Below are 21,695 nucleotides of genomic sequence, written 5' to 3'. Positions count from 1 at the left end.
CTACTTATTACCTTATAGACGAAAAAAAAACGTAATAGTTACAATTCAAAATGTCTTTAAGCCTTTCTTTTGTTACTTAAGTTTTTATAGTACAACCTATAGCGCGTATTTTTTTTAATTTAATTGTATTACCACTTAATAAAGCATCTACCGCATCCTCAACATACCTATTCTTGACAGCTTCAGAATCCTGATAATTATCATCAATAGCACCCATATATTTTACCTTATTGCCATTGGTAGTTTTCTCTAAAACATAAACTTCAGGAGTTTTGAAGGCACCATATTGCGGGAAAACCTTCTGGTCCTCGTCCATTAAATACGGAAATGTAAACCCTTTGGCTTTGGCACGCCCTTTCATAGCATCCATACTATCCCCTTTTTGCATTTTTGGATTATTAGGCATAATAGCAATTACCGGAAAACCTTTGGATGCATATTTTTTATCTAAAGCAATAATCCGGTCTTCATAAGCAATTGCATACGGACAAGTATTATTGGTAAAAACAACTATAAAGCCTTTCGCCTTTGGATAATCTATTAAAGAAACCAAATTTCCTTCAGTACTTTTTAGGCTAAAATCTGTTGCCATATCATCTATTTCATAACCTTGCGCTACTATTTTCGGTATTAATGCAAGAAAAGTGAACAAGTAAAATAAGACATATTTTGTTTTTAGTGCATTCATAAGCTTAAAGTACGAATTTGTTTTTAACAATATTTATTTTTTCGCGAAACATTTAAACGAGATAATTAACCATTAAACAATTTTTAACGATTTTTTTTTGGATAGTTATATTTTCACTTTATATTTGACTTTCAGAATAAAACACATGAACACAATTTTAAATTATACTTGGTGGTGGAACAATAGAAACGAAATAATCGTGAACTAACCCCATTCGTATATTTAAATTTAAAAATACTTAAAAAGGCTTGTCATTCACGACAAGCCTTTTTTTTTTGCCCATACTTATGAAAAAATTTAACCTTTACACACATTATAAAAAAATACTAGCTGACACGATAACTCCTGTCAGCGTGTATTTAAAAATTCGCGATAAATTCCCGAATAGTATTTTACTAGAAAGTAGCGATTATCATGCAAATGACAATACATTTTCCTACATATGCTGTAATCCTATCGCATCTATTTCAGTGAAAAACGAAATAATAACTCAAACCTTCCCTGATGGTAGCAGCTTAATTGAAAAGATTTCGGAAGAGACAGATGTAGTGAATGAAATTCACAAATTCACCAAGCGTTTCAAAGTTCACTCCAAAGAAAATTTCAAGTTTATAAACAACGGTATTTTCGGATATATGGCTTATGATGCCGTTAGGTATTTTGAAGATATTACGATTACCAAAAAAGAAGGTCATCAAGACATTCCGGATATTTATTATGCCGTATATCAAAACATTATCGCTATTAATCATCATAAAAATGAAGCTTATATTTTTGCGCATTGTTTTGAAAACCAAACAAATAATATTGATGAAATTCTACAATTAATTACATCTAAAAATTTTGCAGCCTTCAATTTTACCACTATTGGTGAAACAACCTCCAACTTAACCGACGATGCCTATAAAGAACAGGTGGAACTTGCCAAAAAACATTGCGCTCGTGGTGATGTTTTTCAATTAGTATTGTCGAAAAAATTCTCTCAAAAATTCAAAGGAGATGAATTTAATGTGTATCGTGCTTTACGAAGTATTAATCCCTCTCCTTATTTATTTTATTTCGATTATGGTGATTTTAAAATATTTGGGAGTTCCCCAGAAGCGCAATTAGTTGTTAAAGGAGATCAAGCCGAAATTCACCCTATTGCCGGAACGTTTAAAAGAACAGGTAATGATGAGAAAGACGCCGTATTAGCCAAGCAACTTTCTGAAGATGATAAAGAAAACGCCGAACATGTTATGTTAGTGGATTTGGCTCGAAATGATTTAAGCCGCCATGGCAGCAACGTAGAGGTTAAAACATATAGAGAAGTTCAATTTTTTTCTCATGTTATTCATTTGGTGAGTAAAGTTACAGGCACAAAACACGCAGAAACAACCACCATGCAAATGGTAGCGGACACTTTTCCTGCAGGAACTTTAAGTGGCGCACCCAAACATAAAGCTATGCAACTTATAGAAAAGTATGAAACTACTAGTCGCGACTATTATGGTGGCGCCATCGGTTTTATGGATTTTGATGGCAACTTTAATCACGCCATTATGATTCGGACATTTTTAAGTAAAAACCATCAATTGCATTGGCAAGCTGGAGCTGGATTAGTTTCCAAATCGGTTCCCGAAAACGAACTGCAGGAAGTTTATAATAAATTAGGTGCTTTAACAAAGGCCATAGAATTAGCAAAGGAAATTTAATAGATGAAAATGAACACACATATATTAGTCATCGATAATTATGATAGTTTCACTTATAATTTGGTCCACTATTTAGAAGATTTAGACTGCCAAGTCACCGTTAAACGTAATGACCAACTCACATTAGAAGAGGTTGAAGCTTTTGATAAAATTGTTTTATCGCCAGGTCCTGGAATACCAGATGAAGCTGGTTTACTCAAAGCAATTATAGAAAAATACGCACCAACGAAAAGTATTCTAGGTGTTTGTTTAGGACAACAAGCTATTGCCGAAGTGTTTGGCGGATCCTTAATTAATTTAGAAACGGTTTATCATGGTGTTGCTTCCCAAATAACGGTTTCGGTTAACGATGAATCGCTTTTTGATGGATTAGGAAAAACTATGGAAGTTGGTCGCTACCACTCTTGGGTCGTTGATGGAAAATTACCAGATGTTTTGGAACCGACTTCTTACGATGAAAACGGACAGGTAATGTCCTTGCGTCATCGCTTTTACGATGTCCGCGGTGTACAATTTCATCCAGAATCCGTTTTAACGCCTAATGGAAAACAACTTTTAGCCAATTGGTTGAAAGGTTAAAAATAATATCAAGAAGCATATGAAAAACATACTCAACAGACTTATTAATCAAGAACAAATTTCAAGCGAAGAAGCTAAAGCGGTACTTGTTAATATTTCGAAAGGCGACTTTAACCAAAGCCAAATCGCCTCGTTTTTAACGGTTTATATGATGCGTAATATCACCATTTATGAGCTTCAAGGCTTTCGTGATGCCTTGTTAGAATTATGTATTCCTGTGAATTTAAACGGCTATAATGCTATCGATTTATGTGGAACTGGTGGTGACGGCAAAGACACGTTTAATATTTCAACATTAGCATCTTTTGTAACCGCTGGTGCAGGCGTAAATGTAGCAAAACATGGAAATTATGGTGTATCATCAAATTGCGGGTCATCAAACGTATTGGAACATTTGGGTGTTAAATTCAGTAGTGATATTGATTTCTTAAAAACCTGTTTGGAAGCTGTTGGTATTTGTGTCATGCACGCTCCTTTATTCCACCCCGCAATGAAAAATGTAGCGCCCATTCGTCGTGAATTGGGTGTAAAAACATTCTTTAACATGTTAGGCCCTATGGTAAACCCAGCCTTTCCTGAAAATCAAATGGTCGGCGTGTTTAGTTTGGAGTTATTACGCTTATACAGTTATCTATATCAAAATACAGATAAAAACTACAGTATTGTCCATGCTTTAGATGGTTATGACGAAATTTCATTAACTGGCTCTGCAAAAGTGGTTAATAATTCTGCTGAAATTATGATTAACCCAAGCGATTTTGGTATTGTAGCGTTGACGCAAAAAGCCATTCATGGTGGAGATTCAGTAGCTTCTTCTGCTAAAATATTTACACATATTTTAAATGGTCAAGGAACAAACGCACAAAACAATGTGGTTTGCGCTAACGCAGCTTTGGCAATTTCAACAGTGAAAAGCATTCCTATTACTGAAAGTTTTGCATTGGCTAAGGAATCTTTAAAAAGTGGGCAAGCTAAAAAGCGTTTTGAGAAACTAGTAGCATTAAGTCAATAATAAGCAGCATTTAAAACGAAATAAAAGATGGATATATTACAAAAAATAGTTGCAGATAAACGTCGGGAAGTCGCTTTAAAAAAACAGCTTATTCCCATATCGCAATTGGAACAATCAATTCTATTTGAGCGTAAAACTATTTCGCTTGTTAAGAATTTACAAAATAGTAAATCTGGAATTATTGCAGAACATAAACGACGTTCACCTTCTAAACACATGATTAATGATAGTTTAAATGTATTTGATGTCGCACAAGGTTACGAAAAAGCGAGTGTTTGTGGTATGTCAGTTTTAACAGATAGCAAATACTTTGGTGGTTCATTAGACGATTTACTACTAGCAAGAGCCAGTTGTAATTTGCCACTTTTACGCAAGGAGTTTATTATTGATGGCTATCAGATTTTAGAAGCCAAAGCATATGGTGCTGACGTAATTTTGCTAATAGCTGCGATTTTAACACCTGCAGAAATTAAAGAATTTTCAGAATTGGCGAAAAGCCTAAATTTAGAAGTGCTTTTGGAAGTTCATAATGAAGAGGAGTTGCAAAAATCTATTATGCCGAGCTTGGATTTATTAGGTGTAAACAACCGGAATTTAAAAACGTTTGAAGTCTCGCTGGAAACAAGTATAACATTAAGTTCTTTAATCCCAGACGACTTTATGAAAGTTTCCGAAAGTGGTATTAGTTCTACTGGCGCTATCAAAATATTAAAACCTTATGGTTATAAAGGGTTTTTAATTGGTGAGAATTTTATGCGAACCGACAATCCAGGAGAAAGTGCCAAAAATTTTATATCTGAACTAAACCTCACAGTCCCGATATTTCGGGATTGAAAACCTATGATCTTTCAATAAACAGAATTATTATGAAACTCAAAATTTGCGGGATGAAATTCCCAGAGAATATAGAAGCTTTATCAAAATTGCAAGCTGATTATCTCGGTTTTATTTTTTATAAAAAATCGGCACGTTATTTCGATGGTATTATACCAACATTAGCTAATTCCATTAAAAAAGTGGGGGTTTTTGTAGATTCATCACCAACAGAAATAATAACAATCCTTAATAATTATAATTTGGATGTTATTCAATTACACGGCAATGAATCTAGAGAATTCGTGTCAGAACTCAAGGGAATGGCAACGCTTTACGCGGCAAAAGATTTTGAGGTTTGGAAGGTATTTAGCGTGGGTCAAGATTTCGATTTTAGTGAAATAAAATCCTTCGAAAAAATAGTTGATAAATTTCTTTTCGATACAAAAGGAAAAGAACCGGGCGGCAACGGTTTCACATTTAATTGGAATGCTTTAAAAGAATATCCGTCTACTAAACCGTTTATTTTAAGCGGCGGGATTGGTTTGGATGAAGTTGAAAATTTAACTGAATTCTCCAAATTAGAAATAGCACAGTTTTGCCATGCTATTGATGTGAATAGTAAATTTGAGATTGAACCCGGATTAAAAGACATAGCGTTATTAAAAGAATTTAAAAAGAAAATTAATACAGACCTCACAAGTTTTAATCCCAAAGTATCGGGCCTGTGAAGTCTTCAAAATCTTAAGTAGGAAAAAATGATATACAATATAAACGAAAAAGGATATTACGGCCAATTCGGTGGCGCTTACATTCCCGAAATGCTGTATCCCAATGTGGAAGATTTACGCCAAAAATATTTAAAAGTCATGGCAGACCCAGAATTCCAGAAGGAATTCAAAGCTTTGCTTAAAGATTATGTAGGACGTCCATCTCCGTTGTATTTTGCCAAGCGTCTTTCGGAAAAATACAATACTAAAATTTATTTAAAACGCGAGGATTTAAATCATACCGGTGCGCATAAAATAAATAATACCATCGGACAAATTCTTATGGCACAACGCTTAGGAAAAACACGTATTATTGCCGAAACAGGAGCAGGCCAACATGGTGTTGCTACAGCAACAGTTTGTGCGTTAATGGGCTTGGAATGCATTGTTTATATGGGTGAAATTGATATGGCGCGACAAGCACCAAACGTGGCACGCATGAAAATGCTAGGCGCTAAAGTGATTCCTGCAATATCTGGAAGTAAAACCTTAAAAGACGCCACAAATGAAGCTATTCGTGATTGGATAAACAACCCTGTTGATACACATTACATTATTGGTAGCGTGGTTGGTCCGCATCCCTATCCAGATATGGTAGCACGTTTTCAAGCAATTGTTTCTGAAGAAATTAAATGGCAGTTACAAGAACAAGAGGGTAAAGAAAACCCAGATTATGTGATTGCTTGTGTTGGTGGTGGTAGCAATGCTGCTGGAGCTTATTATCATTTTTTAGAAGATACTAGTGTGAAGCTTATTGCCGTTGAAGCTGCGGGGAAAGGCGTTAATTCGGGAGAAAGCGCTGCGACTTCAGCTTTAGGGAAAGTCGGTGTTATCCATGGTAGCAAAACCTTATTGATGCAAACGGAAGATGGACAAATAACAGAGCCCTACTCTATTTCGGCTGGTCTAGATTATCCCGGTGTTGGTCCAATGCACGCACATTTATATCAATCGGAACGCGCAGAATTTATTGCCATAACCGATGACGATGCCATGGAAGCTGGATTAGAATTATCCAAATTAGAAGGTATTATTCCTGCTATTGAAACCGCACATGCACTAGCTGTTTTCAAAGAAAAAGCATTTAAACCAACTGATATTGTCGTGGTGAGTTTATCAGGTCGAGGCGATAAGGATTTGAGTACATACAGCGATTATTTTAAATTATAATCACTTAGATCGATACGTTTTATTGTAAGTGAAATTTTTAAAACTCATACTTCTTTTAAATAAAAAAAGGGTTCTGACCGAAGTCTGAACCCTTTTTAACTAACTTAAATTAGCTTTCTATTATAATTTTATAAACTTTTTGACTAATGGTTTTTGACCATCATTTACTTTTATAATATAAGTTCCAGATTGTAAATTAGAAACATTAATACTTCTGTTATTCACTTGTCCTTTTTCAACTTCTTGTCCTAACATATTTGAAATACTAAAGTTAGCATCTCTACTATCCTTAACTCTCACATTTAAGCTGTTAGCAACAGGATTAGGATATAATTGAATATCATAAACGTTAGGCTCATTACTTAAAGCTTCTGCATAAACGTCATTTAAGACTTCATAACTGCTTGATTGGTTAGTAATGTTTACCGTGTAGTCTTCAACTTCACCATAACTAAATGATTCACAAGCCGTTTGTGCAGCGTTATATTTCATAGACACACGCATTCTAGTAGTACCTGTTAAAGCACTTGATGGAATGGTAATATCTGCGCCAAGATTAGCAGCACTGGCTGAAGATCCTGAAACCATTTTTTCATTAGCTTCAAAAGTACCATTTTGATTTAAATCAATCCAAACAGCCCAATACTCCGTATAAGCTGAACTCGCAAATCCTGCACTGAAAACAATTTGATTTGTAGATCCTTTTGCAACAGTAGCTGTTTTAGACGTAAAGTCACCATAGCCTCCATTAGCACCTGTGCTATTGGTCATACCGCCATAAGACACATAATCAATCCATTCATAATTTGAACCTCCTTTAGAAGCGCAGTAATTAACAGCTGCATCCGATAGTGTTTTGAAAGAAAGTACGTTACTTGCTCCTGATACATTACCCGCAGCATCTTTAGCTTTTACAGTGTAAGAATAATTAGTATTAGCCGTCATTCCAGTAACATTAGCAGAATTAACCGCAACCGTTCCTAGAAGTGTTGTTCCACTATATAGATCATAACCTGTTACACCAACATTGTCTGTTGAAACTGTCCAAGATAACAATGCTGTTGTTTGAGTAACATTAGATGCTGATAAATTAGATGGTACACTTGGTGCTTGTGTATCCGAACCTGATCCCGATCCAATAACCACTGTATAATCTTCAACTTCACCATAATTAAAAGCTTCACATGGTGTTGGAATGCCATTATATTTAAGGGCAACTCTCATGCGTGTTGCACCACTAGCGGCGCCTGCAGGAACCTTGAAGCTTCCAGAAACAGGTGATACTGTAGATGCTGCTTTACTCCATACAAGCTCGCCTGCATCAGTAAAATCACCATCGTTATTATAATCGATCCAAACTGCGTATCCTTCATTATATTTACTTCCTGACCATTTAGGAGTAATAGTAATAGTATACGTTTCATCAGCACTTAAATTTGTTGATGTACTTGTAAAATCAGAATAGTTTTGTGCTCCTGAAGTTTTATCTATACTGGCCAATTGTACTCGACCAATATATTCATCACTAGAGTTTTTACTAGTTCCTACACAATAATCAATTTGAGTACCAGTAGTTGTAAAGGTTTTTGAAGTACTGTAAGCCGAATCACTTCCTCCAGCACATCTACTTCTTACCTGAACTTCATAAGTAGTCTCTGATGTAAGTCCGTTTAATGTTGTTGTAGTTCCAGAAACAGCAGTTGTATTCCATGTTGAAGTACCTGTTGCTCTGTAACGTACATCATACGTAGCTGATGTTACTGTATTCCAAGATATACTTGCAGTTGTACCTGCAATGCTACTAACAGATAATCCTGTAGGCACTGTAGCAGTACATGCTATAGGAGTAGCCGATAAACCTGTTACGATTAATGAATAATTTTGGCTCCCACCAGTTAATGAACCCTTATGCGTAACGGTAATCGTATAAGTACCTGAAGCATTTGCAACATCCACACGCTCATAAGGATCAACATTATTATCTCCTTTTCCATTGGTGGTAACGCCTGTTAATCTCCAAGGTGAATAAGTTGTTCCAGTTTTGGTTACTCTAACATCTAAATCATTTACTAAAATAGGATTAGATGAGTTTGCAACTGTTACAGCCGTACCTGCTCTGTCCGTCCAAGAAATAGAAGCCATAAGATCATTAACACCATCAGCATCTACTGTAATTTGATACGTCTGACCATTACTTAAGTTCAATTCAGTAATTTTAGATTTACTACCATTATTAGAAATGGCTTCAGCCGCTCTTTTTGCGTTTAAAAGACCCCATCCGTAAACCGCATCCGGTCCATTTGGTCCAACATCATCGGCAGTATGCAAGGCTAATCCTTTTAATGTAGCAGCTCTCATAAAAGAGCCTTCAACATTCTTGGCGTGTTGTTGAAGTATCAATAAAGTACCTGCAACGTTTGGTGAAGCCATTGAAGTTCCTGTAATACTATTATAAGCGCTATTACTACCATCATAAGTAGAATATACGCCTGTACCATTACCTGTAATATCTGGCTTGATACGGTAATCATCGGTAGGACCTTGACTACTAGAACTGTTAATACTTACAGAAATTAAACTACCATTGCTACTAATATTAGCATCATTAGCATTGGCTACAACCATTCCGTTTTTTGCTGTGGCATGGCCTGAAAGTTTATCATAACCTGAATAACCATCAAGAGGCGCACCATTTGCAGAATTATCACTACCATCGTTTCCTGCGGCTACCACCATTAGATAATTTGGAGCATTAAACATAATTTGATCCCAATCTCTTGAATCTGTAATGTAACCTCCAAAATAATAAGAAGGTAATTGAGGTTGACCTTGAGAATTACGAGTTGCATATCCATAAGAGTGATTAGAGATAAGCATACCGTTTGCACTAGCTGAAGAAGCTTCAGCAGCATCATTATTCCAATCATAGCCTTTCGCTTTTGCGTGAGGCGCCATTCCTTTAGCCTTTGCTACAACTCCAGAAGCTATAATGGTTCCCGTAACATGGGCAGAGTGGTAATTTAAAGCTGTTGAATTATCTCCAGCTGAAAATCGGTTGCTACCACCTTGACCGTCATATTCTTGATGTGACACTCTTGCCAAACCACCATCCCAAACGTGTGCCGTCATGTTCTGACCGTTTAGATTAAGACCTAAAGAGCCTCCAGAATTTAAATGATTTGCTCTAGTTGACTTTGCAGCATCAACATTAAAGGTTGTGTAATAAAGAGGTGTCCCAGTTTCAGAAACTTTTTGAAGTTCCATATAAGCACCATCTTTTTCAATAATTAGTGGCCAATTTTTTTCCTTGGCCATCTGGTTAGCTTTACGCTTCTCGATTGTTGCTTTGGAAGTAAACTCCGAAGTTAATCTTTCAATGTTTTGCTTGTTATAATCATTGGTAATTTGAGCTTTTTCAGCATCAGTCTGGGAGAACCCAGTAAAAACAGTAAACATTAATGCCATTAATGCTACAGGTTTCGTGTAGTAATTCTTCATAATTTAGGGGATATATGAGTTTTAATTATTAAATATTGTGTGAAACTATTAAAATTTTGTGAATTAAGAAAATTTTAACAAGAGATTTCGCTGAACAACATTAACACAATTTAACAATACTAGGCGCCACGTGCCTTTAGAGGAAAAACTTTAAAACAAAAAATTAAAATGCCTGAACCTTATTACTTTATCTCTAAATGAGATTTTATTTTTATAAAGTTTGATACTAAAATCTAATAAACCTTTCATTAACATTATCATTTATCGTGCAGTAGAAATTTAATATTAGGATACAGATATTATGTGAAATTAAAAAGCAATGAGCATATAATAATGAACTTAAGATTACACGTTATACAAGCGCAGCGAATCATAAACATATTTTCTTTGGAATTTAAAATTGGTTTTAAAGTTGTTCTTTACAAAAAACAATATCTTAATATGCTTTAGGTAAAATGCCCGTAAATGACATCAGTTTGGCTTGACAAAGGCCAATCATTTTGTTCGCTTTAGATTATCTTTTTATATAAAATCGTATTTTAGCCGGACACTAATGATTTATAATATAAATTCATGAACAGAATAAATAAAAAATTACAAGAGGACAAAAATTTACTCTCTATATACTTTACAGCAGGATTCCCTAATTTAGAAGATACCGCAATTATAATTCAAGACTTGGAGAAAAATGGTGTTGATATGATCGAAATCGGTTTACCTTTTAGCGATCCTCTTGCAGATGGGCCAACTATTCAGGCCAGCTCTGCTCAAGCTTTGAAAAACGGCATGACTAGCGATATTCTTTTTGAACAATTAAAAAACATTCGTGAAACAGTTAGTATTCCGTTAATAATCATGGGATATTTCAATCCTATTTTACAATATGGCGTAGAAGCATTTTGTGCAAAATGCCAAGATATTGGAATTGATGGTTTAATTATACCCGATTTGCCTGTTGATGTTTACAACGATGAGTATAAAGCGGTATTCGAAAAACACGGACTTATCAATGTGTTTTTAATTACACCACAAACTTCTGAAGAGCGGATTCATTTTATTGATTCCATTTCAAAAGGGTTTATTTATATGGTTAGCAGTGCTAGCGTAACGGGTGGTCAGTCTGTTTTTGGAACAGCACAAATGGATTATTTCAAACGAATTGAAGCCATGAATTTAAAAAATCCGCAAATAATAGGCTTTGGTATATCTACAAATGAGACCTTTAATCAAGCGACTAAACATGCCAAAGGCGCCATTATTGGTAGCGCATTTATAAAACATTTAAAGCGTGAAGGTATTCAAGGAATTCCTAACTTCACTAAAAATATTCTTGTATAAAAAGGTTCTTCATGTCTAAAATTCTTAACGATTGGAAATTGCTTGTTTTATTATGTTTAACGCTTGGAATGGCCCCATTTTATCCAGAACCTCATATTTGGGGTAAACTAAAATGGATTTTTGGCGGCGCAAATGGTATGCAATTAACGGATTGGTTTGACGTAATTCTTCACGGTTTTCCGTTTATATTGTTACTGCGTTTTGTTCTCGTGAAATTACTAGTCAGAAAGTCCTGAAATCAGAGTATAACGTCTTTTTAAAATTGCAATTTTTAGTATCTTTGATTCTTTAAAAACATTACGCATGATTACCAAGAAATACGGAAAAACAAAACCATTCTTAAGCTACATATTACTTGGTGTTTTTTGTTTAATATCACAATTTTCTTGGTCGCAAAATGATACGCTTATTTTAAAAAATAATGATAAAATTATTGGTGAAATAAAATCAATGGATCGCGGTGTAGTAACCGTTAAAACTAGCTATAGCGATTCTAATTTTAAAATTACCTGGATTGATATAAAGAGCATTAGAAGTAAACAAACCTTTTTATTAAATTTAACTAATGGAAAGCGCATTAACAGTACGCTAAATACAAATTTCGGTGAAGATGGTCAAGTTACATTCATAGAAAATGACACTGAAATAACTGTTCCCATAAAAAATATTGTATTTATAAAGCCCATAAAAAACGATTTTATGTCGCGAATTAATGCTTCTATTTCTTTAGGATTTAATATTACAAAAAGCAATAATTTAAAACAGTTTTCTGTAAACAGTAACTTGAGTTATACGGCTTATAAATGGTTACTAAACGGTAGTTATAATTCTGTAAGAAGCAATCAGAATGATGTTGATGAAACTCAACGAACAGACGCCAGTTTAGCCTTTAATTATTTCATGAAAAACGATTGGTTCTATTCTTCAGAAGCTAATTTCTTATCCAATGATGAACAAAAACTAAAATTACGCTCTACAGTCAAAACGGGTTTCGGAAAGTACTTTATTCATACTAACAAACTGTATTTTGGCGGTGGTGTTGGTGTGGCATATAATAGTGAACAATTTTCAGACGACTTGAATACCCAAAGAAACTCCATGGAAGCTTACGCTAACCTGTCCCTAAACATGTTTGACTTCAATGATTTTAGCATGAATACCGGATTGACTTTCTATCCAAGTTTAACGGAAAGCAGTCGATATAGAGCTGATTACAAACTAAATTTGAAATATGATTTGCCCCTAGATTTTTTTATTAAATTAGGTCTTACATATAATTACGATAGCAAACCTGTAGAAGGCGCTTCGGTTTCAGATTATGTGTTTCAATCTACCTTTGGTTGGGAATTTAATTAATTCTTTCGCTTCTTATTTAAAGATAATCGGGAAATTTTCAGGAACAGAATTATTTATTTCTTCGAAGCATTTTTAAATACATACCTTCAACTTTATCCCGAGCCCAAGGTGTACGTCTTAAAAATTTTAGACTAGATTTAATGGAGGGTTTATCCGTGAAACATTTTATTTTAATGTTATATCCCAGGTACTCCCAACCATAATGCGCCTCGAGATCCGTAAGAATCTTCTCAAGGGTTACGCCATGCAATGGGTTGTTAGGTTGCTGCTCCATTCTACTGATTAATTAAATTCTTAATTTTCACAGCTTTTTCAAAATGATCTAATTTATGCGTTTGAATCCACCAGGTAGCAGCTTCCATAAGCAGTTCTGGATTGTCATTTTTATTAGCAAAAAAAGCATAGAAAGATAAGCCAACAAGCTCACCTTTCTGTGCTATTTTTTTATCACAAACATTTATTATTTTAGCTTTTAATTCTGCTGTCATAATTTAATCTCTTCTACTTTTTGGTCGTCTGCTGGATGAACGGCTATCACTACCTCTAGATGATTTTTTAGATGAATTATCCGACGTTTTTTTAGGACCTCTAGATTGGTTACTTCTACCTTGCCCTTGTTTAATAGGCTGTGTCGAAGCGTTTGGATCCGGTTCAAATCCTTCCAAAATAGTTACTGGAATCTTTTCGCCCACCAATTTTTCTATATCACGTAAAAAAGTCGTTTCATCTGCGCTTACCAATGAAATGGCTTCACCACTTGCTCCTGCTCTACCTGTTCTACCAATTCGGTGAACATAATCTTCTGAAATATTTGGTAATTCGAAGTTAATAACGTGAGGCAATAACGGAATATCTAAACCACGAGCGGCAATATCTGTTGCCACCAACACACTTATTTGACCAGATTTGAAACCAGCTAATGCTTTTGTTCTAGCTCCTTGGCTTTTATTTCCATGAATAGCAGCAGCTGTAATCCCACTACTTATCATACTTTTACAAAGCTTGTTCGCGCCATGTTTAGTTCTGGCAAAAACAAGTACCTGATTCCAATTACCTTCGGATATTAATTTGATAATTAAGCCTGTTTTTTTGCCTTTAGCAACACGATATACTTTTTGCGTAATAGCGTCTACAGTTGAATTCTCTGGTGTAGCTTCCACTAAAACAGGTTTATTTAAAATACCACTCGCCAATCTTTTTATATCTTTAGAAAACGTAGCGGAAAACAGTAAGTTTTGTCTTTTAGCCGGCATTAAAGCCATAATACGTTCGATATCGCGTAAAAAGCCCATATCCAACATCCTATCGGCCTCATCCAAAACAAGGATTTCTATTTTTCTAAGACAAATAGCGCCTTGATTTTGCAAATCTAAAAGGCGACCAGGCGTGGCGACTAAAACATCTACACCACGATTAAGTGCGGCTACTTGTGGTTTTTGATTAACCCCACCAAATATTACTAATGAGCGTAAATCTGTAAACTCGCTATATTGCCTAACGTTTTCATGAACTTGTGCGGCTAATTCACGCGTTGGCGTTAAAATTAAAGCCCTTATTGGTCGCTGTCTAGATGTTTCTGTCTGCGATAAAATTTGCAACAACGGCAATGTAAAACCTGCTGTTTTCCCTGTACCAGTTTGCGCGGATGCTAATACATCGCGACCTTCTAAAACTGGTGGTATTGCTTTTTGTTGAATTGGAGAGGGCTTTTCATAGCCTTGCTTGCTGACCGCTTTTAAAAGGGCGTCAGACAAACCTAATTGCTTAAATGTCATATGTTTTATTTGTGAAGTGATAATCTAATAAAAAACAGATGCCACTTCTAAAGTTAGCGGCAAAGGTAAGATTATTTAATTCCTTATTATGTAATAATAGAATTTTTATAACAAGGCATTTATATGTAAAAACCCTTGCTTAATCCTTTGGTTTTTAAGATGTTTTAATAAAATATCACAAAACACTCCTTATCTTGATGTTAACATAAAAATCAAACATTATGGGGGAATTCGAAGATAAAAGAAAATTTAATCCAACAAAGAAACAGAACAATCCAACAAGTCCAACGGGAAACACTAATATTGAAACCAACGATATGGATAAAGAAACCATTAAAAAACAGCAAAATAAAAAATAATTACTTTTTCTATTTTAGATAAAGCCTATTTTATATAATTTAGAATAGGCTTTTTTTATGGAAAAACATGTCGAGAAAAAGCAAGAAAAATTACCTAAATTTAAATCTGTAAATCAAATCTGAATTGCTTTATTTTGCAAGATGGAAAATACTCTAAAATCCTACATTCCTGAAGCTGCTATTTCTCCAATAATAGCCCTGTTAGATCATGACGATTTATCGGTGAGAATTAAAACCGAACGCAAGACACGACACGGCGATTATAGACGATTACCTAACGGGAAACACGAAATCACTATTAACTCTAATTTAAATTCTTATCGTTTTTTAATAACTCTTATCCATGAAATAGCGCATTTTGAGGCTTATAACACTTACGGAAAGAACATTAAGCCGCATGGTAAAGCATGGAAATACACCTTTCAAACATTGATGTTACCATTTTTAAATCCAGAAATTTTCCCGATGGACCTTTTACCACTTTTGGCTAATCATTTTAAAAACCCAAAAGCAAGTAGCGATACCGATATTCAATTAGCTTTTGCATTAAAACAATTTGACCCTCCCAATGATAAAACCTATGTTTTTGAGGTTCCTTTGGGACAAACTTTTAAATTATATAATGGTAAGGTTTTTAAAAAAGGCAATAAAAGAGTGAAACGCATTGAATGTATAGAAATTAAAACAGGAAAATTGTATCTTTTCAACCCAAATGCAGAAGTAGACGTTTTAAATGATTAATGAATATCTTACCAGAAATATTTCTATGAGCGATAATAACTGGTATAGATTAAATGAAACTAAATGAATAAAGATTATTACGCCATATTAATGGCTGGTGGTGTGGGCTCACGATTTTGGCCAGTAAGTACGCAAGATTTCCCAAAACAATTTCATGATATGTTAGGAACCGGTGATACGTTAATTCAAAAAACGTTCAGCCGTTTAAGCAAAATCATTCCTAAAGAAAACATATACATTTTAACCAATGAGCGTTATAATGATTTAGTGTCTGAACAACTCCCAGAGGTTTCTGAACGCCAAGTAGTGTTAGAACCTGCCATGCGAAATACAGCACCTTGTATACTTTATGCTTCCTTGAAAATTCAGAAAGAAAACCCAGACGCTTTAATGATTGTAGCGCCCACTGATCATTGGATTGAAGATGAAAATGCTTTCACTGAAAATGTAAAGCAAGCGTTTAAATTCTGTTCAAAAAACGATGCCTTGATGACATTAGGCATTAAACCGACTTTCCCAAATACAGGTTATGGTTATATTGAATACGATAAACTGGAAAAAACGCCTATAAAACCGGTTACACAATTTCGAGAAAAACCCGATTATAAAACCGCTAAAGCTTTTATTGAAAAAGGTAATTTTTTATGGAATGCGGGTATTTTTGTATGGAGCGTAGCTAGCGTTATCGACGCTTTTAAAAACAATCAATCGGCGTTATTTGCACTTTTTCAAAAAGGAATAAATTCTTATAATACGGAAGATGAAGCTTTATTTATTGAAGAAAACTACAGTAAAGCGGAAAATATTTCTGTGGATTATGCCATTATGGAATCTTCAAAAAACGTATTTGTTCTCCCTGCAACTTTCGACTGGAATGATTTAGGAACTTGGGGTAGTTTGTATGATAAATTAGATAAAGACAACGACAACAATGCTGTAGTAAACGCGAAAACCTTAACAGAGAATGCTTCTGGAAATATGATTAGAACAGAAGGCAAAAAGCTTGTTGTTATTGACGGATTAAACGATTATATAGTTGTCGATAAAGAGGAAGTTTTACTTATCTTTCCGAAGTCTAAAGAGCAAGAAATAAAAACGACTTTAGAGAACGTAAAAAATAAATTTGGCGATCAATTCATTTAATAAGAATGGAAGAAAATAAATTTAATTTCTCGGAAGAGGAAGACCAAAAAGAAACTGGAAACGAAGAAGCTAAAAAGGATGCGGCCGTTGAAGAATCAAAAAAAGCTGTAAAAAAAGATGCTAAAGGTCTTTTTCAAACTATAAAAGTATTCTTAATAGAATTATTAGATTTTCGTGAGGATACGGATCGTGACGAAACGGTTATTGCCATTAAAAAAGACATTTCGTTTAAAGGTGCAACGGCTTGGATTTTAGTTTGCTCGATTTTTGTCGCTTCAGTAGGCTTAAACGCTAACTCTACAGCTGTTGTAATTGGCGCCATGTTAATTTCACCACTTATGGGTCCTATTTTAGGAATCGGTCTATCAGTAGCGGTGAATGATATTGACACGATGAAGCGATCGTTAGTCAACTTGGCTATTATGATTGTTTTAAGTTTATTGACAGCCTATCTATTCTTTAGATTATTTCCTTTAAGTGAAGATACATCTGAACTTTTAGGTCGTGTACAGCCAGATATTCGTGATGTATTAATTGCGTTTTTTGGTGGTGCTGCATTAATAATTGCTAAAACTAAACGAGGAACAATTGCCTCCGCCATATTTGGTGTAGCTATTGCCACCGCTTTAATGCCTCCACTATGTACAGCCGGATATGGATTAGCCAAGGGCAATTGGCCCTACTTTTTTGGTGCCATGTATTTATTTATCATCAATACCATTTTTATTGCGTTGGCAACGTTTATAGTGTTAAAAACGCTTCGTTTTCCAATGCTTAAATATGCGAATTCTAAAAAACGTAAACGTACTGCTAGAATAGCGTCGTTATTAGCTGTAGTGGTTATGATACCTGCCACTTATACATTTTGGCATGTTTTACAAGAAAGTAATTTTGATACGGAAGCAAAACGCTTTGTGGATAACGAGTTAAAAGGTTTACCACAATACGAGTACATTAAAAAGAATACGATTCCAAGTTTTAATAATGGTGATTCCTATATTGAATTTAACACCTATGGATTAGGTGAAATCCCCGAATCAACTATCGGGCTCATTAAAAGCAAAAAAAACAATTATCCGGCTTTATCAAATACGCGTATAATATTTAATCAGAGTCGCACGGTTCAGTACGACAATATGAAATATATGGAGCAATTAAGGTTCCGTGATTCGGTTGATTTAGTTGAACAAACACAAAAAATTGCACATTTGGAAAGTCGCATGAGGGATTTATCCAATCTAGAAAAACACACTATTCCTTTTAACGATGTCATTAAAGAAGTTGAAATTAATTACGAAAGCTTGCAACGCTTTAATTATGCAAATGAAATTATATCAGACTTTAAAAAGACCGATACGATTTCAATATTTTCTGTGAAGTGGGATTTATCTAAAATAAAAGAAGATGCTATTGCCAAAGAACAGAATAAACTAGAACGTTGGCTAAAAGTAAAATTAAAATTAGATACGATAGTGGTAAGACGTATAAGGTAATTACACGCGTTCCTCTAGATACATCTGGCGTACTTTTTTAAAGAGTTCAGAAGAATACACAAAGTCGGTTACGGCTTCATTGTCAGTCTTAAAAACATTGTCTCTGGAGCCTTCCCATTCTTTTAAACCATCTTTTAAAAACACAATCTTCTGCCCGATTTCCATAACGGAATTCATATCGTGAGAATTGATTATGGTAGTTATATTGTATTCTTCGGTAATCTCTTGAATCAAATTATCTATAACCATCGCGGTTTTTGGGTCTAAACCAGAGTTTGGCTCATCGCAAAAAAGATAATTGGGTTTATTAACAATCGCACGTGCAATAGCGACACGCTTTTGCATTCCACCAGAGGCTTCACTTGGAAACTTATTATGGTCATCCTCTGCTAAATTAACGCGCTTTAAAACAAAATTAGCACGTTCTTGCATCTCACTTTTACTTTGCTTTGTAAACATACGTAAGGGAAACATAACGTTTTCTAAAATAGTCATAGAATCGAAAAGCGCGCTACCTTGAAAAACCATTCCCATTTCGGCACGAAGATCACTTTTTTGATCACCAGACAGTTCTGAATATATTTTACCATCATAAGAGATAGTTCCTTCTTCAGGTGAAAAAAGCCCCAATAAGCATTTCAAGAATACGGTTTTACCAGATCCACTTTGGCCAATAACCAAACTAGTTTTTCCTTTTTCAAAAGTGGTAGATATACCTTTTAAAATATGAGCACCACCAAACGATTTGTGCAAATCTTTAACTTCTATCATACACTTAGCAATAATTGGGTTAATATATAATTACTCAAAATAATCATGACACTCGTCCATACAAACGATGTTGTACTAGCTTTACCAACTTCTAATGCACCACCGCGCATGTAAAATCCATAAAATGAAGGTATAGTAGCAATAAGGAAAGCAAAAACAATTGTTTTTATAAAAGCGTACGTTATATGAAAGGGAATAAAATCCATTTGAACACCAATTATATAGTCTTCAATGGAAACAAATCCTCCAAAATAACACGCCGCCAATCCACCAACAATACCTAGAAACATAGCAATAGATATTACAAATGGGTACAGCATTAAAGCTATAAACTTGGGAAAAACCAAATAGTTAATGGCGTTTATACCCATAACCTCGAGTGCGTCAATTTGTTCTGTAACGCGCATGGTTCCGATAGTTGAAGTAATAAAAGAGCCTACCTTTCCAGCCATAATAATGGATATAAAAGTAGGTGCAAATTCCAAAATAACGGATTGTCTAGTCGCAAAACCAACAAGCGTTTTTGGAATTATAGGGCTTGTTAAGTTTAATGCCGTTTGAATGGTTACAACACCACCAACAAAAAACGAAATAAAAGCAACAATGCCTAAAGAGCCAATTATCAAATCATCAATCTCGTTAAAGATTAAACGCTTCATAACAGACCATTTTGTTGGCTTGCGGAATATTTGCTTAATCATTAAAAAATAAGCACCAATATTGTGTAGGTAATTCATACTGCGTATTATTCCTGCTAAATTAAAAAACAAAAACGTATTTAACGCTAATTTCATTTAAGGATATTTAAAAATCCTTACTTTTGATTATTAATATAAACTTCAAAATGAAAAACTTTTCTATTTTTCTTGTAGTCGCTATATTTTTTAGCGCTTGCCAAGCTCAAAAACAACCCGTAAGGACCGCTAATGCTACGAAAGAAACAGTTCAAACAGCAAATCCAAAATTAATTATTGGAATTGTAGTAGATCAAATGCGCTATGATTATTTAACCCGTTTTTATGATAAATATTCGGAAGGCGGTTTCAAACGCATGATGAACGATGGTTTTAATTGTAAAAACAATCATTTTAATTATATTCCGACCTATACAGGGCCAGGACACGCGTCTGTTTTCACCGGAACAACGCCAAAAAACCACGGAATAATTGCGAATAATTGGTATGATAAAGAACTTAAAACTTCTGTTTATTGTGCAGGTGATGATTCCATGCAACCACTAGGTACAACGGATGACGCTGGAAAAATGTCTCCTCACCGTATGCAAACAACATCTTTTGCTGATGAGAATCGTTTATTCACGCAAATGCACGGAAAAACTATTGGTGTCGCCATGAAAGATAGAGGAGCTATTTTACCAGCAGGACACACTGCCAATGCTGCTTATTGGTTTCATGGTGAAGACGAAGGAAAATGGATAAGCAGTTCGTTTTATATGAATGATTTGCCTAACTGGGTAAAAGATTTTAATAAATCTGGACAAACAGAGTCTTATATAAAAGAATGGAACACCTTATACCCTATTGAAACCTACACCGAAAGCGGTCCGGATTTAAACACATTTGAAGGTGGTTTTAAAGGAAAAGAGACAGCAACCTTCCCTTATGATTTAGCAAGTTTAAAAAATGATAATAAAGGTTATGATATACTGAAAGCTGTTGCTTACGGTAATAACTTAACAACTGATTTCGCTATAGCAGCTATTGAAGGTGAACAATTAGGTCAAGATGCTAATACCGATGTTTTAACTTTAAGTTATTCTAGTACTGATTATGTAGGTCATAATTTTGGAGTGAGTTCCAAAGAAATTCAGGACACCTATTTACGTTTAGATTTAGATTTAGAACGTTTTTTTAAATACTTGGATAAAAACGTTGGCGTTGGGGAATATACTGTGTTTTTAACTGCCGATCATGGCGCTGTGGAAGTACCTTCCTATTTGAAATCAGTTAAAATTCCTTCAGGCTATTTAAACAACAAGGAAACAAAACAAAAATTCAGCACGTTTATGAAGGATACTTTTGGTACTGACGATTTAATTGAAAATGTAAGTAACAATCAGATATTCTTAAATAGAGAAAAAATTTCGACCTTAAAATTAAATTTAGCTGATGTTCAAGAAACGATTGTAAATGAACTGATTGGATTTCATGATGTAACTAAAATATATTCGGCAACAACTATGAATAATAACTCATTTTCACTTGGCGTTGAATCTTTATTACAAAATGGATACAACCAAAAACGATCTGGCGATTTGCTAATCGTTCCAAGTGCTGGTTATCTATCATATAGTAAAACAGGGTCTTCACATGGTAGTGGCTATAATTATGATACGCACGTGCCTCTATTGTTCTTTGGAAAAGGTATAGTTAAGGGCAGTACATTACAGAAAACTGTTATTCCAGATATTGCACCAACTATTTCAGCTATGTTAGGTATCAGTTTTCCAAGCGGAGCAACAGGAAAACCATTAG

Annotated in this window: 21 protein-coding genes; 14 read left to right on the top strand and 7 right to left on the bottom strand. The window is 34.6% G+C overall.

Annotation, left to right across the window (positions count from 1 at the left end):
- Positions 1–76: 76 nt before the first annotated feature.
- The gene (locus BZARG_RS09145; RefSeq protein WP_040288356.1) at positions 77–688 is read right to left on the bottom strand and encodes a thioredoxin family protein; all 612 of its coding nucleotides are present in this window, start codon (positions 686–688) and stop codon (positions 77–79) included.
- 287 nt (positions 689–975) lie between these two features.
- Between BZARG_RS09145 and BZARG_RS09140 the strand changes: the two genes are divergently transcribed.
- From BZARG_RS09140 to trpB, 6 genes are read left to right on the top strand one after another with little or no spacing between them, the layout of a single operon-like run.
- Entirely contained in the window at positions 976–2,382 is a 1,407-nt protein-coding gene (locus BZARG_RS09140) for an anthranilate synthase component I family protein (protein ID WP_040288354.1), read from the top strand.
- A gap of 9 nt (positions 2,383–2,391) precedes the next feature.
- Positions 2,392–2,961, top strand: coding sequence for an anthranilate synthase component II (locus tag BZARG_RS09135; protein WP_008637586.1), 570 nt, complete (start codon positions 2,392–2,394; stop codon positions 2,959–2,961).
- Between the two features lie 19 nt (positions 2,962–2,980).
- Positions 2,981–3,973: an anthranilate phosphoribosyltransferase gene (gene trpD, locus BZARG_RS09130; RefSeq protein WP_008637604.1), complete on the top strand. Its 993-nt coding sequence runs from the start codon at positions 2,981–2,983 to the stop codon at positions 3,971–3,973.
- A gap of 27 nt (positions 3,974–4,000) precedes the next feature.
- Positions 4,001–4,807 (top strand): indole-3-glycerol phosphate synthase TrpC, encoded by an 807-nt coding sequence (trpC, locus tag BZARG_RS09125; RefSeq protein ID WP_008637595.1) that lies wholly within the window; start codon positions 4,001–4,003, stop codon positions 4,805–4,807.
- 32 nt (positions 4,808–4,839) lie between these two features.
- Positions 4,840–5,517 carry a phosphoribosylanthranilate isomerase gene (locus BZARG_RS09120; protein WP_008637573.1) on the top strand — a complete coding sequence of 226 codons (678 nt, stop codon included), beginning with the start codon at positions 4,840–4,842 and terminating at the stop codon, positions 5,515–5,517.
- 27 nt (positions 5,518–5,544) lie between these two features.
- Positions 5,545–6,726 carry a tryptophan synthase subunit beta gene (gene trpB / locus BZARG_RS09115; protein WP_008637577.1) on the top strand — a complete coding sequence of 394 codons (1,182 nt, stop codon included), beginning with the start codon at positions 5,545–5,547 and terminating at the stop codon, positions 6,724–6,726.
- A 120-nt stretch (positions 6,727–6,846) separates the two neighbouring features.
- Here the strand turns inward: trpB and BZARG_RS09110 are convergent, their stop codons facing one another.
- On the bottom strand, positions 6,847–10,224 hold the full coding sequence (locus BZARG_RS09110) for a GEVED domain-containing protein (RefSeq protein ID WP_008637563.1): 3,378 nt from the start codon (positions 10,222–10,224) through the stop codon (positions 6,847–6,849).
- 573 nt (positions 10,225–10,797) lie between these two features.
- Here BZARG_RS09110 and trpA point away from each other — a divergent pair.
- The 3 genes from trpA (at position 10,798) to BZARG_RS09095 (ending at position 12,918) form a co-directional block, all read left to right on the top strand.
- Positions 10,798–11,562 carry a tryptophan synthase subunit alpha gene (trpA, locus tag BZARG_RS09105; RefSeq protein WP_008637580.1) on the top strand — a complete coding sequence of 255 codons (765 nt, stop codon included), beginning with the start codon at positions 10,798–10,800 and terminating at the stop codon, positions 11,560–11,562.
- A gap of 11 nt (positions 11,563–11,573) precedes the next feature.
- Positions 11,574–11,798, top strand: a complete 225-nt coding sequence (locus tag BZARG_RS09100) for a hypothetical protein (protein ID WP_008637593.1) — start codon at positions 11,574–11,576, stop codon at positions 11,796–11,798.
- 67 nt (positions 11,799–11,865) lie between these two features.
- Entirely contained in the window at positions 11,866–12,918 is a 1,053-nt protein-coding gene (locus BZARG_RS09095) for a DUF481 domain-containing protein (protein WP_008637578.1), read from the top strand.
- Positions 12,919–12,967: 49 nt separating this feature from the next.
- Here BZARG_RS09095 and BZARG_RS09090 read toward each other — a convergent pair whose 3' ends face one another.
- Genes BZARG_RS09090 through BZARG_RS09080 form a run of 3 tightly spaced genes read right to left on the bottom strand, consistent with a single transcriptional unit; the run spans position 12,968 to position 14,693 of the window.
- Entirely contained in the window at positions 12,968–13,192 is a 225-nt protein-coding gene (locus BZARG_RS09090; protein ID WP_040288351.1) for a VF530 family protein, read from the bottom strand.
- Position 13,193: 1 nt separating this feature from the next.
- A complete protein-coding gene (locus BZARG_RS09085) occupies positions 13,194–13,406 on the bottom strand; it encodes a DUF6500 family protein (RefSeq protein WP_008637576.1) in 213 nt (70 codons plus the stop codon).
- Between the two features lie 3 nt (positions 13,407–13,409).
- Entirely contained in the window at positions 13,410–14,693 is a 1,284-nt protein-coding gene (locus tag BZARG_RS09080) for a DEAD/DEAH box helicase (protein WP_008637572.1), read from the bottom strand.
- Positions 14,694–14,914: 221 nt separating this feature from the next.
- On the opposite strand from BZARG_RS09080, the gene BZARG_RS15870 reads away from it, so the two are divergent.
- From BZARG_RS15870 to BZARG_RS09065, 4 genes are all read left to right on the top strand, one after another.
- The gene (locus tag BZARG_RS15870) at positions 14,915–15,052 is read left to right on the top strand and encodes a hypothetical protein (RefSeq protein WP_008637607.1); all 138 of its coding nucleotides are present in this window, start codon (positions 14,915–14,917) and stop codon (positions 15,050–15,052) included.
- 141 nt (positions 15,053–15,193) lie between these two features.
- Positions 15,194–15,793 carry a SprT-like domain-containing protein gene (locus tag BZARG_RS09075; RefSeq protein ID WP_008637581.1) on the top strand — a complete coding sequence of 200 codons (600 nt, stop codon included), beginning with the start codon at positions 15,194–15,196 and terminating at the stop codon, positions 15,791–15,793.
- 63 nt (positions 15,794–15,856) lie between these two features.
- Positions 15,857–16,936: a mannose-1-phosphate guanylyltransferase gene (locus BZARG_RS09070; RefSeq protein WP_008637575.1), complete on the top strand. Its 1,080-nt coding sequence runs from the start codon at positions 15,857–15,859 to the stop codon at positions 16,934–16,936.
- 5 nt (positions 16,937–16,941) lie between these two features.
- Entirely contained in the window at positions 16,942–18,429 is a 1,488-nt protein-coding gene (locus BZARG_RS09065) for a DUF389 domain-containing protein (RefSeq protein WP_008637568.1), read from the top strand.
- Here BZARG_RS09065 and BZARG_RS09060 read toward each other — a convergent pair whose 3' ends face one another.
- Positions 18,430–19,200, bottom strand: a complete 771-nt coding sequence (locus tag BZARG_RS09060) for an ABC transporter ATP-binding protein (RefSeq protein ID WP_008637582.1) — start codon at positions 19,198–19,200, stop codon at positions 18,430–18,432.
- Positions 19,197–19,937 carry an MlaE family ABC transporter permease gene (locus BZARG_RS09055; RefSeq protein ID WP_008637590.1) on the bottom strand — a complete coding sequence of 247 codons (741 nt, stop codon included), beginning with the start codon at positions 19,935–19,937 and terminating at the stop codon, positions 19,197–19,199. Before BZARG_RS09055 ends, BZARG_RS09060 begins: the two co-directional genes overlap by 4 nt.
- Positions 19,938–20,044: 107 nt before the next feature.
- Between BZARG_RS09055 and pafA the strand changes: the two genes are divergently transcribed.
- The coding region (gene pafA, locus BZARG_RS09050) for an alkaline phosphatase PafA (protein ID WP_040288348.1) at positions 20,045–21,695 on the top strand (1,651 nt) is incomplete at its 3' end.

This window comes from Bizionia argentinensis JUB59, assembly GCF_000224335.1.
GTDB classification, from domain to species: domain Bacteria; phylum Bacteroidota; class Bacteroidia; order Flavobacteriales; family Flavobacteriaceae; genus Algorimicrobium; species Algorimicrobium argentinense.
Note: the sequence above shows the minus strand (reverse complement) of the source record. Positions and strands in the feature narration are given on the sequence as shown.